The sequence below is a fragment of the Nocardioides cavernae genome, assembly GCF_016907475.1.
Lineage (GTDB): Bacteria > Actinomycetota > Actinomycetes > Propionibacteriales > Nocardioidaceae > Nocardioides > Nocardioides cavernae.
The window spans coordinates 4,295,908-4,311,006 of sequence record NZ_JAFBCA010000001.1 but is presented as its reverse complement, the minus strand read 5'-3'; the positions used below and the strand labels follow the sequence as shown (position 1 = coordinate 4,311,006).

Here is a 15,099-nt window from a genome sequence, read left to right as displayed (position 1 = left end):
GGTGCGTCACCCACATTCACGTCGCACGGAATGTGGGTGGGACACCGCTCGAGGCGGCTGACACACGCCCGGAGACGCGACGAGGGCCGGGGGAGACCCCCGGCCCTCGTCGTGCGGCAGTACGTCGCTCAGTGACCGTGCTTGATCGCGATGCGGAGGTCCTTGTTGAGCTGGGAGATCACGTCGAGCGGGATCTCCTTGGGGCAGGCGGCGGTGCAGGCGCCGATGTTGGTGCAGCCGCCGAAGCCCTCGTGGTCGTGCTGGGCGACCATGTTGACCACGCGCTCGTCGCGCTCGGGCTGTCCCTGGGGGAGCAGGCCGAGGTGGGTCACCTTGGCGCCCATGAAGAGCGAGGCCGAGCCGTTGGGACAGGCCGCGACGCAGGCGCCGCAGCCGATGCAGGTCGCGACGTTGAAGGCGCGGTCGGCGTCGTCCTTGGGGACCGGCACCGAGTGGGCCTCGGGCGCCGAGCCGGTGTTGACCGAGACGTAGCCGCCGGCCTGGATGATCCGGTCGAAGGCGCCGCGGTCGACGACGAGGTCCTTGATGACGGGGAAGGCGTCGGAGCGCCACGGCTCGATCGTGATGGTCTCGCCGTCGGTGAACGAGCGCATGTGCAGCTGGCAGGTCGTGGTGACCTCCGGGCCGTGCGCGTCGCCGTTGATCATCAGGCCGCACATGCCGCAGATGCCCTCGCGGCAGTCGGAGTCGAACGCGATCGGGTCCTCGCCCTGGTCGTTGAGCTGCTCGTTGAGCACGTCGAGCATCTCGAGGAACGACATGTCGGGGGAGACGTCGGCCAGCTGGTAGGTGTGCATCGCACCAGCGCTGACGGCGTCGGGCTGACGCCAGATCTTCAGGGTCAGGTTCACTTGTAGCTCCGCTGCTTCATCTCGATGGCCGTGTAGGAGAGGTCTTCCTTGTGCAGGACGGGCCGCTCGTCGAGGCCGGCCCACTCCCAGGCGGAGACGTAGGCGAACTCGTCGTCGTGCCGCAGCGCCTCGCCGTCCTCGGTCTGCGACTCGCCACGGAAGTGGCCGCCGCAGGACTCGCGCCTGTTGAGCGCGTCGATGCACATCAGCTCGCCGAGCTCGATGAAGTCGGCCACGCGCCCGGCCTTCTCCAGCGACTGGTTGAGCGACTCGTTGGTGCCGAGCACCTTGACGTTGCGGTAGAAGTCGTCGCGCAGCCCGCGGATCAGGTCGATCGCCTTCTTGAGGCCCGTCTCCGTGCGCTCCATGCCGCAGTACTCCCACATGATGTTGCCGAGCTCGCGGTGGTACGAGTCGACGCTGCGGGTGCCGTTGACCGTCAGGAAGTGCTCGATGCGCTCCGTGACCGACGTACGCGCCTCGACGACCGCCGGGTGGTCCTCGCCGATGGCCTCGAACGGGCCGTCGGCGAGGTAGTCGCGGATCGTGTGGGGCAGCACGAAGTAACCGTCGGCGAGGCCCTGCATCAGCGCCGAGGCGCCGAGGCGGTTGGCGCCGTGGTCGGAGAAGTTGGCCTCACCGGTGACGAACAGGCCGGGGATCGTGGACTGCAGGTCGTAGTCGACCCACAGGCCGCCCATGACGTAGTGCACGGCCGGGTAGATCCGCATCGGCACCGAGTAGGGGTCCTCGCCGGTGATGCGGGCGTACATGTCGAAGAGGTTGCCGTACTTGTTGGCGACGGCGTCGCGGCCGAGGCGCTCGATCGCGTCGGCGAAGTCGAGGTAGACACCACGTCGTACGCCGTCCACCTCGGGGCCGACTCCGCGACCTTCGTCGCAGACGTTCTTCGCGGCCCGGGAGGCGATGTCGCGGGGGACCAGGTTGCCGAAGGACGGGTAGATCCGCTCCAGGTAGTAGTCGCGGTCCTCCTCGGCGATGTCGCGCGGGTCCTTGTCGCAGTCGGCCTGGTTCTTCGGCACCCAGATGCGGCCGTCGTTGCGCAGCGACTCCGACATCAGCGTCAGCTTGGACTGGTGCGAGCCGGAGACGGGGATGCAGGTCGGGTGGATCTGCGTGTAGCAGGGGTTGGCCATGTAGGCGCCCTTGCGGTGCGCACGCCACGCGGCGGTGACGTTGGAGCCCATCGCGTTGGTGGACAGGTAGAACACGTTGCCGTAGCCGCCGGAGGCGAGCACGACGACGTCCGCGAGGTGGGTCTGGACCTCGCCGGTGACCATGTCGCGGGCGATGATGCCGCGGGCCTTGCCGTCCGCGACGATCAGCTCGAGCATCTCGTGTCGGGTGAACATCGACACCGTGCCGGCGGCGATCTGGCGCTCGAGCGCCTGGTAGGCGCCGATCAGCAGCTGCTGGCCGGTCTGGCCGCGGGCGTAGAAGGTGCGCGAGACCTGGACGCCACCGAAGGAGCGGTTGTCGAGCAGGCCGCCGTACTCGCGGGCGAACGGGACGCCCTGCGCGACGCACTGGTCGATGATGTTGGTGCTGACCTCGGCGAGGCGGTAGACGTTGGACTCCCGCGAGCGGTAGTCGCCGCCCTTCACGGTGTCGTAGAAGAGGCGGTGGACGGAGTCGCCGTCCTCCTTGTAGTTCTTCGCGGCGTTGATGCCGCCCTGCGCGGCGATCGAGTGCGCGCGGCGCGGGGAGTCCTGGTAGCAGAACGTCTTGACGTTGTAGCCGGCCTCGCCGAGCGTGGCCGCCGCCGAGGCGCCGGCCAGGCCCGTGCCCACGATGATGATCGAGAGCTTGCGGCGGTTGGCCGGGTTGACGAGGCGGGCCTCGAACTTCCGGTTCTGCCAGCGGTCCGCGATCGGGCCCTCCGGCGCCTTCCCGTCTACCAGCGGCGTGCCTGGCGTGTAGTAGCCCGCGGCGTCGTCGTAGTCCCCGTCGAGGGACCCGCTCGGCGAGGCCTCCGCCGCGGTCACGGTGTCGGGCATGTCCATGTCATGGCTGTCGTGGCTCACGTGCGATGACCCCTTACTTGCTGATGATGCCCGCGAGCACGGCGAGCGGGACGAGGGAGAAGCCGACCGAGACGATCAGCGCGATGACGAAGCCGAAGACCTTGGCGCGCTGGCGCTTGGCCGCGGTGCCTGTCCAGCCGAGCGTCTGCGCGGCGCTCCAGATGCCGTGGTGGAGATGCGCGCCGAGGGCGAGCATCGCGACGATGTAGATCAGCGTCATCCACCACAGGTCGAAGGTGTCGACCATCAGGTTGTAGGGGTCGTTGGTCGCGCCGCCCCCCGGGTTGACCTTGCCGATGGTGAAGTTGAGCAGGTGCCAGATCAGGAAGACCAGGATCGTCACCCCGCCCCAGCGCATCATCAGGCTGGCCCGCGTCGCGCCGGTGTCCTTCTTCATGACGTACTTGGTGGTGCGGGCACGAGCCGCGCGGCGCCAGAGCACGACGGCGCAGTAGACGTGCACCACCAGCGACAGGATCAGGCCCAGTCGCAGGATCCAGAGCGCGCCCTCGTGCGGCAGCATCGGCTCGCCGAGCACGCGCAGGTGGTGGGCGTACTCGTTGAACGCGTCATGTCCGGCGAACGCCTTGAGGTTGCCGTACATGTGCGCGAGCACGAAGCCGAGGAAGATGAAGCCGCTGACCGCCATGCCCAGCTTGAGCGCGATGGTGGTGCGCGAGGCCCGCGCACCCTTCACGAGCCGAGGGGGATTGAGTTGGGTTGCCACGCCGCCACGTTATCGCGGCGCTCAGGCGCACGACGCGCCGAGGGCGTGTGAGGTTTTGCTGGGCGCGGTGTCTTCCGCTCAGGCGTGACACAGGTCATAGTCGGGACCGTTGTCCGGGACCGCCTCCCGGACTGCCGGGACCTCACGGAGGACGCATGGCGACAACCGACCACGGCGTGACCAGTCCGACCCGCGCGCGCATCGACGCCCGGACGTTGCGCCAGGACCGGTGGTGGCTCTCGCCCCTCACGACGTTCGTCGTGTTCTCGGCGTTCGTCGTCTACGCAACGGTCCGCGCGTTCATGGGCCGCGACTACTACGCCACGCCTTACCTGTCGCCGTTCTACTCCCCGTGCCTGGGCGACTGCGTGGAGGGCGCCTCCGACTTCGGCCAGCCGTTCGCGTGGTGGCCGCTGTCCGCGGCGCTGATCATCCTGATCTTCCCGCTCGGCTTCCGGATGACCTGCTACTACTACCGCAAGGCCTACTACCGGGCGTTCTGGTTGAGCCCGCCCGCCTGCGGCGTCGCCGAGCCCCACGGCTCCTACTCCGGCGAGACGCGGTTCCCGCTGATCCTGCAGAACGTCCACCGCTGGTTCTGGTACGCCGCCGTGCTGGTCGGCCTGGTGCTCACCTTCGACACGGTCCTGGCCTTCCGGCCGATGCCGGCGGAGTACGCCGTCGGCGACGGGGAGACCAGCGGCATCCACATGGGCCTCGGCACGCTGCTGATGATCGCCAACATCACCTTCATCTGGCTCTACACGCTGTCGTGCCACTCGTGCCGCCACCTCGTCGGCGGCCGGCTGCGCCACTTCTCCAAGCACCCGGTCCGCTACCGGCTGTGGACCTGGGCCTCGCGGCTCAACGAGAGCCACGGCAAGTGGGCGTGGTACTCGCTGTTCTCGGTCGCGATCGTCGACCTCTACGTCTTCCTGCTCGCCACGGGCACCATCCAGGACGTGAGGTTCTTTTGATGACGAGTGAGCGGCATCCGATGACCGGCAACGAGATGTCCTACTACGCCGAGGGCGGCATCGAGCGCCACCAGTACGACGTGGTGGTGGTCGGCGCCGGCGGGGCGGGCCTGCGGGCCGCGATCGCCGCGCACGAGGCGGGCGCGGAGACCGCGATCGTGTGCAAGTCGCTGCTCGGCAAGGCGCACACGGTGATGGCCGAGGGTGGCATCGCCGCGGCGATGGGCAACCGGTGGCCCGAGGACAACTGGGAGGTCCACTTCCGCGACACCATGCGCGGCGGGAAGATGCTCAACCACTGGCGGATGGCGCAGCTCCACGCCCAGGAGGCGCCCGAGCGGGTGATGGAGCTCGAGGACTGGGGCGCCCTCTTCGACCGGACCGAGGACGGGCTGATCAGCCAGCGCGACTTCGGCGGCCACAAGTACGCCCGCCTCGCCCACGTCGGCGACCGCACCGGCCTCGAGATGATCCGCACGCTGCAGCAGCGCGCGGTGCAGGTCGGGATCGACGTCTTCATGGAGTGCACCGTCACCGACCTGCTGAAGGACGATGCCGGCGCCCTGTCCGGAGTCTTCGGCTACTGGCGCGAGACCGGTCGCTTCGTGACGATCGAGGCCCCGGCGGTCGTGCTGGCCACCGGCGGGATCGGCAAGTCGTTCAAGGTCACGTCCAACTCGTGGGAGTACACCGGCGACGGCCACGCGCTGGCGCTGCGGGCCGGCGCTTCCCTGATCAACATGGAGTTCGTGCAGTTCCACCCGACCGGCATGGTCTGGCCGCCCTCGGTGAAGGGGCTGCTGGTCACGGAGTCGGTGCGCGGCGACGGCGGCATCCTGAAGAACTCCGAGGGCAAGCGGTTCATGTTCGACTACATCCCCGACTTCTTCAAGGCGGAGACCGCCGACACGGAGGAGGAGGCGGACCGCTGGTACGACGACAAGAAGAACAACCGCCGCCCACCCGAGCTGCTGCCGCGCGACGAGGTCGCGCGGGCCATCAACTCCGAGATCAAGGCGGGTCGTGGATCACCGCACGGCGGGATCTACCTCGACATCGCCTCGCGTCGCGATCCCGACTTCATCCGCAAGCGGCTGCCGTCGATGTACCACCAGTTCAAGGAGCTCGCGGACGTCGACATCACCCAGGAGCCGATGGAGATCGGACCCACCTGCCACTACGTGATGGGTGGCATCGAGGTCGACCCCGACACCGAGCTCAGCTCCGTCACCGGCCTCTACGCGGTCGGGGAGTGCTCGGGCGGGATGCACGGCTCCAACCGGCTGGGCGGCAACAGCCTCTCCGACCTGCTGGTCTTCGGCCGGCGCGCCGGCGAGGCGGCAGCGGCGTACGTCACCGGCCTGGCGCAGCGGCCCGTCATCACCGACGAGTCGGTCCGCGCCGGCGAGTGGTCGGCGCTGACGCCGTTCCAGGTCGAGGGTGGCGACAACCCCTACACGATCCAGCAGGAGCTCCAGCAGACGATGAACGACCTGGTCGGCATCATCCGCACCGCCGAGGAGCTCGAGCAGGCGCTGGTGCGGATCGAGGAGCTCAAGCAGCGGGCGCAGCAGATGTCGGTGGAGGGCCACCGCCAGTACAACCCCGGCTGGCACCTCGCCCTCGACCTGCGCAACATGCTGATCGTCTCGGAGTCGATCGCCAAGGCGGCGCTCGCCCGCCAGGAGTCCCGCGGGGGCCACACGCGCGACGACTTCCCCGCGACCGACCACGAGGCGTGGGGCCACAAGAACCTCGTCGTCCGTCTCGACGAGGCCGGCACCGGCGTGACCCTCGCCGAGCAGGCGCTGCCCGAGATGCCCGACGAGCTCAAGACGTACTTCGAGGAGACCTGATGGCCTACGACCTGAAGCTGCGTGTCTGGCGCGGAGACATCGAGGGCGGTGAGCTCACCGACTACACCGTCGAGGTGTCCGAGGGCGAGGTCGTGCTCGACGCGCTCCACCGGCTCCAGGCGACCCAGACCGGCGACCTCGCGATCCGGTGGAACTGCAAGGCCGGCAAGTGCGGCTCGTGCAGCGCGGAGATCAACGGCCGTCCACGACTGCTCTGCATGACGCGGCTCTCCGACTTCGAGCCGTCCGAGACGATCACGGTCACGCCGATGCGGACGTTCCCGGTGATCCGCGACCTCGTCACCGACGTGTCGTTCAACTACCGAAAGGCCCGCGAGCTGCCGTACGCCGAGCTGGGCCCCCGCGACGCCGACGGCAAGCGGCGGATGGCCCAGGTCGACGTCGAGCGGGGCCAGGAGTTCCGCAAGTGCATCGAGTGCTTCCTGTGCCAGGACGTCTGCCACGTCGTGCGTGACCACGAGGACAACAAGCAGCACTTCGCCGGACCGCGCTTCTTCATCCGCTACGCCGAGCTCGACATGCACCCGCTCGACACCCACGACCGTCGGGCGCTCGCCCAGGGTGCGGCCGGCCTCGGGATGTGCAACATCACCAAGTGCTGCACCGAGGTCTGCCCCGAGGGGATCAAGATCACCGACAACGCGATCATCCCGATGAAGGAGCGCGTGGTTGACCGCAAGTACGACCCGCTCGTGTGGCTCGGCAACAAGATCGGGATCCGCAACAAGGACAACGAGGGCCGCGCGGAGGTCTGAGCCTGTCCCGCGACGATGTCGACGGCGACGGGCTCGACGCGGTCGGGCCCATCCCTTGACCTTGCGCGACCTGGCCGGTCGACTGCTGTGCGCAACCTGATCAGCGCGGATCGGCGTGACGAGGGCGCGCAGGTCTCCCGGCGACGATGATCGCGGGTGAGGACCGGTCAGCCGTCCGTCGGACCGGTGGTGTCCGTCCGGCCGGGCAGCAGCCGCCACGACGGGGACGTCCGGTCGAGGTAGGCACGGGAGGCCCGTTCGACCAACGGGTGCCGGTCGGCGTGGTGGACGGCCCGCTTGCGCACCCAGAACCCGCCTGCCCGGAGCTGGCTGGTCAGCACCTCGGTGGGTCCCGGCAGCCGACCTTCGCGCTCGACGAACGCGCGCCGGTAGCGGCGGAAGAGCTGCCCGTGGTCGAGGGCGATCGACGCCAACGCCGCCCGTGTGGCGGCGAGCAGCTCGGCGTCCGTGACGTCGTCGAGCGCGGGGCCGGTGGCTGCGGCGTCGGGCGGCACGAGGTCGGAAATGGCGCCGTGGACCGTGAGGCCGCGGCGTCCGACCTCGGCCGCCAGCCGCTCGCCGTACGACCGCGCCCACGCGAGGTGCTCCGGCGGCAGCTCCAGCGGCCGGGCGGTCGCGCCGGCGAGCCGCGACCGGATCCCGGCCTCGATCACGAACCGGTGCTGGGTGGCGTTGAACGTCCCGCCCACCGCCTCGTTGAGGCGGCGCACCACCTCGAGCTCGGCTGCGCCCAGCGAGACGTTGCGGACGACCTGCTGCTCGCCGGGCCAGCCGTCGGGCAGGTCCGCCGCCGCGGCGAAGCGGGCCAGGAGGGCGGTGCCCGGCGTGCCGCGCGGCGGCACGGTGACCAGCCGGATCCGCTCGACCGGCACCGCCGACGACCAGGTGTCGACCACGCGGAGGAGGTCGTGGCGCCAGTGGAAGGACACGCCCTCGCTCGGCGGCGCGCCCTCCTGTCCCCGCACCGACGCCACGAAGTCCGCCCAGGTCGTGGAGCCGCCGTTGACGATCGTCTGCTGCCACGCCGACACCAGCGTCCGCGCCATGTCGCGAGCACCGATCACGACGTGCACCCGGTGGCCCTCGAGGGCACGCACCAGCCGACGCGCCTGGCGCGGCCGGGCCAGGGACAGCTCCTCCTCGGAGACCACCACGGTCGGACCGTCGTGGGCCGCCACGAGGTCGACCAACCGGCCCAGCGCCCCGGCGGCCTCGCCGCGCTGCTCGCCGCCCACACGTTGGCCGAGCAGGTCGTAGGCCGCGAGACGCTGGGCACGGTGGCCCCCCGGGAAGAGCACCCCCGCGGCGGCGAGCTGCTCCGCCGTGGCCGCGAGGGCGCCCTGGATCGTGGTCGTCCCTGTCTTGTAGAGACCCACGTGGAGGAAGACGTCCGGCATGACGACGACGCTAGGAAACGGCGGCGGCCGGCACATGGGGCCGACGTCCCGGCCGGCCGGGAATCTCCGGCAGGAGTGCCGGGACGGTGACCTATCCCATAGCCGGCGCAAGTGACCCTCGCCACGGTGCGGGCCTATCCTGCGCAGCATGACCGACCTCCCTGGTGGCCTCCCTGGTGGCCTCGACGGCGGACTCGACGAGCCCGAGGAGCTGCAGCCCGCGGAGGGCTCCCTCCGGCTCGTCGGCGACGGCGACGTGTACGACGTAGCGGCGTGGGAGGCGGCCACGGCCGCCGTGCTGCGCAAGGCCCGCCGCCTCGGCGACGACGCGCCCGACTCCGACGTCTGGGCGGCCCTGAGCCGCACGACGCTCGACGGCATCGACGTCGCTCCGATCGGGCAGCCCTCCGACCTCCAGGGACGCACGACAAGCGGGCGGCCGGCGCGCCGTGGCGCGTGGGACGTGCGGACGCAGGTCGAGGTCGCCGATGCGAAGGCCGCCAACGAGGCGGTGCTGCAGGACCTCGAGAACGGCGCAACCTCGCTCGCGCTGCACCTCTCCGAGGAGACGGAGCACGACTGGGCCACGCTGCTCGACGGTGTGCTGCTCGACCTGGCGCCCGTCGTCCTCGACCGTCCCTCGACCGAGCAGGTGGAGGCGTTCGCCGACTTCCTGGAGGGAGCGGAGGGTGCGCTGCACCCCGCCACGAACCTCTCCTTCGACCTGCAGACCATCGAGATGCTGCCGCACCGCCTGCGCGAGGACGGCGTGACGGCCCGCGACCTGTTCGCGCCGGTCGCCCGTCGCGGCTTCCAGCTCGGCGTCCGCGCGCTGGTGGTCGACGGCACGGCGCTGCACGACGAGGGTGCGAGCGACGCCCAGGAGCTGGGCTGGGCCATCGCGACCGGCGTCGCCTACCTCCGCCTCCTCGCCGACGAGGGTTTCTCCGCCGAGCACGGCGCGCGGCTGATCGAGTTCCGCCTCGCGGCCACCGACGAGCAGTTCCCGACCATCGCCAAGCTGCGCGCGGCCCGCCGGCTGTGGGCCCGCGTGCTCGAGGCATCCGGTGCCACCGGCGAGATGGCGCTGCACGCGGTCACCAGCCGGCCGATGACCAGCAAGCAGGATCCCTGGGTCAACATGCTGCGCGGCACGATCGCCGCCTTCGCCGCCGGGGTCGGCGGCGCCGACGCGGTGACGGTCGTCCCGTTCGACGAGCGGCTCGGCATGCCCGACGCGTTCGGCCGCCGGATCGCCCGCAACACCTCCTCGCTCCTGATCGAGGAGTCGCACGTCGCCGCGGTCGCCGACCCGGGCGGTGGCTCCTACGCCGTGGAGAAGCTCACCGACGACCTCGCTGTCGCCGGCTGGGCCGAGCTCGGACGGATCGAGGCCGCCGGCGGGGCTCTCGCCGACGAGGCCCGCTCCGGGGTGAAGGAGCGCTCCAGGGCCGTGCGCGCCGAGCGCGACGCCCAGGTCGCCGACCGGTCCCGCCCGCTCACCGGCGTCTCGGAGTTCCCGAACCTCGGCGAGGTGCTGCCCGAGCGCGAGGACCTCCCGTTCCGCTACGCCCGCCACTACGACTGGGCCTTCCAGGACATGCGGACCGAGCCCGCCTCGAGCCCGGTCTTCCTCGCCACGATGGGCCCGATCGCCGCCCACACCGCCCGCGCCACCTTCGCCACCAACCTGTTCGCCGCCGGCGGCGTCGCCGTCGAGGCCGCCGGAGCGACGCCCGACGTTGACGCGGTCACGGCGGCCTACGCGGGCCAGTCCGTTGTCTGCCTCGCGGGCACCGACGCCGCCTACGCCGCGTGGGGCGGCGACCTCGTGACGGCGCTGCGCGCGGCAGGGGCGTCGTACGTCGTCCTGGCCGGCAAGCCGGGGGAGCGGACCGTCACCGACGTGGACGACTCGTGTGCCGTGGGAGTCGATGCGCTCGGCTTCCTCGGCCGGATCCGAGAGGAGCTCGCCCGATGAGCATCCCGAAGAACTTCGCCGACGTGAGCCTGGGCTCGACGGCTCGTGAGGCCGCCGGCGCGGCTGGCGGCGAGCCGTGGAGCAGCCCGGAGGGGATCGACGTCCTCCCGGTCTACGGCCCCGAGCACCTCGAGGGCCTCGACGGCCTCGACACGTGGCCGGGCCTCGCGCCGTTCCTGCGCGGCCCCTACCCGACGATGTACACCACCCAGCCGTGGACGGTCCGGCAGTACGCCGGCTTCTCGACCGCCGAGGAGTCCAACGCGTTCTACCGCCGCAACCTCGCGGCGGGCCAGAAGGGCCTGAGCGTCGCCTTCGACCTCGCCACCCACCGCGGCTACGACTCCGACCACCCGCGGGTGCGCGGCGACGTCGGCATGGCGGGTGTGGCGATCGACTCGATCTACGACACCCGCACGCTCTTCGGCGGCATCCCGCTCGACGAGATGTCGGTGTCGATGACGATGAACGGCGCCGTGCTGCCCGTGCTCGCGCTCTACATCGCGGCGGCCGAGGAGCAGGGGGTGAAGCCGGAGCAGCTGGCGGGGACCATCCAGAACGACATCCTCAAGGAGTTCATGGTCCGCAACACCTACATCTACCCGCCGTCGCCGAGCATGCGCATCATCAGCGACATCTTCGCCTTCACCTCGCAGAAGATGCCGCGCTTCAACTCCATCTCGATCTCCGGCTACCACATCCAGGAGGCCGGGGCGACGGCCGACCTCGAGCTGGCGTACACCCTCGCGGACGGCGTGGAGTACATCCGCGCCGGCCTCGACACGGGCATGACCATCGACCAGTTCGCGCCGCGCCTGTCGTTCTTCTGGGCGATCGGCATGAACTTCTTCATGGAGGTCGCGAAGATGCGCGCGGCCCGCGCACTGTGGGCGCGGCTGGTCGACGACTTCGACCCGCAGAACCCCAAGTCGCGGTCGCTGCGCACGCACAGCCAGACCTCGGGCTGGTCGCTGACCGCGCAGGACGTCTTCAACAACGTGGGCCGCACCTGCATCGAGGCGATGGCCGCGACGCAGGGCCACACGCAGTCGCTTCACACCAACGCGCTCGACGAGGCGATCGCGCTCCCGACGGACTTCTCCGCGCGCATCGCCCGCAACACCCAGCTGCTCCTGCAGCAGGAGAGCGGCACCACCCAGGTCATCGACCCGTGGGCCGGCTCCTACTACGTCGAGAAGCTGACCCACGACCTCGCCGAGCGCGCCTGGGCCCACATCCAGGAGGCCGAGCGGGCCGGGGGCATGGCCGCGGCGATCGAGCAGGGCATCCCCAAGATGCGCATCGAGGAGGCGGCCGCCCGCACCCAGGCGCGCATCGACTCGGGCGCGCAGAAGGTCATCGGCGTCAACACCTACCGCCTCGCGGCCGAGGACAAGCTCGACGTGCTGCGCGTCGACAACGACGACGTCTACCGTCAGCAGGTCGCCAAGCTCGAGCGGCTGCGTGCCGAGCGCGACGACGACGCCGTACGCCGCTCGCTGGACGCGCTGACGGCCTCCGCCGAGCGCGGCCCGGTCGGCGGCGGCTCCCTCGAGGGCAACCTCCTCGCGCTGGCCGTCGACGCGGCCCGCGCCAAGGCCACGGTCGGGGAGATCTCCGACGCGCTGGAGAAGGTCTACGGCCGCCACCAGGCCGTGATCCGTACGATCAGCGGCGTGTACCGCGACGAGGCAGGCGCCGCCGAGGGCAGCGCCGTCGCCGCCGTGCTGAAGGCGACCGAGGAGTTCGAGGCCGAGGAGGGGCGCCGCCCGCGCATCCTCGTGGCCAAGATGGGCCAGGACGGCCACGACCGCGGGCAGAAGGTCGTCGTCACCGCCTTCGCCGACCTCGGCTTCGACGTCGACGTGGGGCCGCTGTTCTCCACGCCCGAGGAGGTCGCCCAGCAGGCGATCGACGCCGACGTGCACATCGTCGGCGTCTCCTCGCTGGCCGCCGGCCACCTGACCCTCCTGCCGGCGCTCAAGCAGGCGCTGGCCGACCAGGGCCGGCCCGACATCATGATCGTGATCGGCGGCGTCATCCCGCCCGACGACGTGGCGACGCTGCGGGAGATGGGCGCTGCGGCGGTCTTCCTGCCCGGCACCGTCATCGCGGAGTCGGCCCTCGACCTGATCGCGCGCCTGCGGGAGGACCCCGCCCTCGGTGGCTGAGGTGCGAGCACAGCGAGCCTCGAAGCCCGTCGACGTCCCCGCGCTCGTCGCGGGGGTGCGCGCGGGCCAGCGAGCCGCGGTGGCGCGTGCCATCACCCTCGTGGAGTCGTCGCGTCCCGAGCACCGGGTGGCCGCGCGCGAGCTGCTCACCGAGCTCGCGGCGACCGGGCGACCGATGGCGACCCGCGTCGGCATCTCGGGCGTCCCCGGCGTCGGGAAGTCGACGTTCATCGAGGCGCTCGGCACCCGGCTGACCGGTTCGGGCCACCGCGTCGGAGTCCTCGCCGTCGACCCGTCGTCGGTGCGCACCGGCGGCTCGGTGCTCGGCGACAAGACCCGCATGGCGACGCTGTCGGTCGACCCCGACGCCTTCATCCGGCCCTCGCCCTCGGCCGGCACGCTGGGCGGCGTCGCCCGGGCGACGAGCCAGGCGATGCTGGTGCTCGAGGCGGCGGCGTACGACGTCGTGCTCGTCGAGACGGTCGGCGTCGGGCAGTCCGAGGTCACCGTCGCGGGGATGGTCGACACGTTCCTGTTCCTCACCCTCGCCCGCACCGGCGACCAGCTGCAGGGCATCAAGAAGGGCATCCTCGAGATCGCCGACGTGGTGGCGGTCAACAAGGCCGACGGCGAGCACGAGACCGACGCCCGCGTGGCCGCGCGCGAGCTGTCCGGCGCGCTGCGCATGGTCCGCGGGCACGCCGAGTGGGCCCCGCCTGTCGTCACCTGCTCCGCGCTGACCGGTGCCGGGGTCGACGACGTGTGGCAGCGCGTCGGCGCCCACCGCGAGCACCTCGGCGTCGACGGCCTGGCCCACAAGCGCGCCGGGCAGCAGCTCGAGTTCACCTGGTCCCTCGTGCGCGACGAGCTCGACCAGCGGCTGCGCTCCTCACCCGGGGTCGCCGCGGTCCGCGACGACGTACGACGTGCCGTGCTGTCCGGTGAGCTGCCGGCGCCGCTCGCCGCGGACCGGCTCCTCGCGGCGTACGACGGGCGCACGACCTAGGACCGTGGTCGCTCGCGGGTCGTCCCGACCCGTGCGCAACGGGCCCGGGGGAGGGGGCACGCCCGTAGACTGGGTCGGTCATGCCACCCGAACTCCCTGCCACCCACGTCATCGCCGAGGTCGTCGACAAGTACGCCGACGAGCTCGTCGCGCTCCGCCGCGACCTCCACGCACACCCCGAGCTGAGCTGGGCCGAAGAGCGCACCTCCGAGGCCGTCGTGACCGCGCTGGAGGGGGTCGGCTGGACCGTGCGGCGACCCGAGGGCGGTGGGGTGCTGGCCGAGATCGGCCACAGCGGCCGGCTGGTCGCGCTGCGCGCCGACCTCGACGCGCTGCCGGTGGACGACCTCATCTCGGACCCGTGGCGGAGCACCAGCCCCGGTGTCGCCCACGCCTGTGGCCACGACGTCCACACGGCCGGGCTCGTCGGAGCCGGGCTCGCGCTGGCGGAGGTCTCCGCCCGCGGCCTCCTGCCCGGGCGCGTACGACTGCTGTTCCAGCCCGCCGAGGAGGTGATGCCCGGTGGAGCGCTGCAGCTGATCTCCGCCGGTGCGCTCGAGGGCGTCTCCCACGTCTTCGGCCTGCACTGCGACCCGAGCCTCGACGTAGGCCGCCTCGGCCTGCGTGAGGGCCCGCTCACCGGTGCCGCCGACGCGCTGACCGTGCGGCTGATCGGCAAGGGCGGCCACACCTCGCGGCCGCACCTCACCGAGGACCTGACCTTCGCCCTCGGCAAGGTCATCACCGAGCTCCCCGCGATCCTGAGCCGCCGTCTCGACCCTCGCGCGGGCGTCAGCGTCGTCTGGGGCATGGTGCGCGCGGGCTCCGCCCACAACGTGATCCCGCACGGCGGCGTGGTGGCCGGCACGGTCCGGATGCTCGACGCGGTCGCCTGGGCCGACGCCGAGCACCTGATCCGCCAGCTCATCACCGCCATCGTCGCGCCCTACAGCGTGACCGCCGAGGTGACCTACCAGCGCGGCGTGCCGCCGGTCGTCAACCACGAGGAGTCCACCCGCCTGCTCGGCACCGCGGTCGAGAGCGTCCTCGGCCCGCACGGCCACGTCTCGACCGCCCAGAGCCTGGGCGGCGAGGACTTCGGGTGGTACCTCGACTCCGTCCCCGGGGCGATGGCCCGCCTCGGCACCCGCACGCCCGGCGGACCGACGTACGACCTCCACCAGGGCAACCTCCGCATCGACGAGGCAGCCACCGGCATCGCCGCCCGCGTGCTCGCCGAGGCCGCGGTGACGGCGCTCAACGACTGATT

Annotated in this window: 11 protein-coding genes; 7 read left to right on the top strand and 4 right to left on the bottom strand. The window is 71.3% G+C overall.

The annotated features are described in order from the left end of the window. Positions 1-128 precede the first annotated feature (128 nt). The 3 genes from JOD65_RS20350 to JOD65_RS20340 are packed head-to-tail and all read right to left on the bottom strand — an operon-like array spanning position 129 to position 3,644. Complete coding sequence (locus tag JOD65_RS20350) at positions 129-872, bottom strand: succinate dehydrogenase/fumarate reductase iron-sulfur subunit (RefSeq protein ID WP_191194806.1); 744 nt, start codon at positions 870-872, stop codon at positions 129-131. Further along, the gene (locus JOD65_RS20345) at positions 869-2,890 is read right to left on the bottom strand and encodes a fumarate reductase/succinate dehydrogenase flavoprotein subunit (protein ID WP_191195473.1); all 2,022 of its coding nucleotides are present in this window, start codon (positions 2,888-2,890) and stop codon (positions 869-871) included. Before JOD65_RS20345 ends, JOD65_RS20350 begins: the two co-directional genes overlap by 4 nt. Positions 2,891-2,930: 40 nt before the next feature. Further along, positions 2,931-3,644, bottom strand: a complete 714-nt coding sequence (locus tag JOD65_RS20340; RefSeq protein WP_307821302.1) for a succinate dehydrogenase cytochrome b subunit — start codon at positions 3,642-3,644, stop codon at positions 2,931-2,933. A 155-nt stretch (positions 3,645-3,799) separates the two neighbouring features. Between JOD65_RS20340 and sdhC the strand changes: the two genes are divergently transcribed. From sdhC to JOD65_RS20325, 3 genes are read left to right on the top strand one after another with little or no spacing between them, the layout of a single operon-like run. Next, positions 3,800-4,621, top strand: a complete 822-nt coding sequence (sdhC, locus tag JOD65_RS20335; protein WP_191194807.1) for a succinate dehydrogenase subunit SdhC — start codon at positions 3,800-3,802, stop codon at positions 4,619-4,621. Next, on the top strand, positions 4,621-6,477 hold the full coding sequence (locus JOD65_RS20330) for a fumarate reductase/succinate dehydrogenase flavoprotein subunit (protein ID WP_224747168.1): 1,857 nt from the start codon (positions 4,621-4,623) through the stop codon (positions 6,475-6,477). The genes sdhC and JOD65_RS20330 overlap by 1 nt, the downstream gene beginning before the upstream one ends. After that, positions 6,477-7,253, top strand: a complete 777-nt coding sequence (locus JOD65_RS20325; RefSeq protein ID WP_191194808.1) for a succinate dehydrogenase/fumarate reductase iron-sulfur subunit — start codon at positions 6,477-6,479, stop codon at positions 7,251-7,253. The genes JOD65_RS20330 and JOD65_RS20325 overlap by 1 nt, the downstream gene beginning before the upstream one ends. Positions 7,254-7,420: 167 nt before the next feature. Here JOD65_RS20325 and JOD65_RS20320 read toward each other — a convergent pair whose 3' ends face one another. After that, a complete protein-coding gene (locus JOD65_RS20320) occupies positions 7,421-8,671 on the bottom strand; it encodes a hypothetical protein (RefSeq protein WP_191194809.1) in 1,251 nt (416 codons plus the stop codon). Positions 8,672-8,819: 148 nt separating this feature from the next. Between JOD65_RS20320 and JOD65_RS20315 the strand changes: the two genes are divergently transcribed. The 4 genes from JOD65_RS20315 (at position 8,820) to JOD65_RS20300 (ending at position 15,097) form a co-directional block, all read left to right on the top strand. Next, positions 8,820-10,652 carry a methylmalonyl-CoA mutase family protein gene (locus tag JOD65_RS20315; RefSeq protein WP_191194810.1) on the top strand — a complete coding sequence of 611 codons (1,833 nt, stop codon included), beginning with the start codon at positions 8,820-8,822 and terminating at the stop codon, positions 10,650-10,652. Next, on the top strand, positions 10,649-12,823 hold the full coding sequence (gene scpA, locus JOD65_RS20310) for a methylmalonyl-CoA mutase (protein WP_191194811.1): 2,175 nt from the start codon (positions 10,649-10,651) through the stop codon (positions 12,821-12,823). The genes JOD65_RS20315 and scpA overlap by 4 nt, the downstream gene beginning before the upstream one ends. Position 12,824: 1 nt before the next feature. Then, on the top strand, positions 12,825-13,829 hold the full coding sequence (meaB, locus tag JOD65_RS20305; RefSeq protein WP_191194812.1) for a methylmalonyl Co-A mutase-associated GTPase MeaB: 1,005 nt from the start codon (positions 12,825-12,827) through the stop codon (positions 13,827-13,829). An 80-nt stretch (positions 13,830-13,909) separates the two neighbouring features. Further along, positions 13,910-15,097, top strand: coding sequence for an amidohydrolase (locus tag JOD65_RS20300; protein WP_191194813.1), 1,188 nt, complete (start codon positions 13,910-13,912; stop codon positions 15,095-15,097). Positions 15,098-15,099 lie beyond the last annotated feature (2 nt).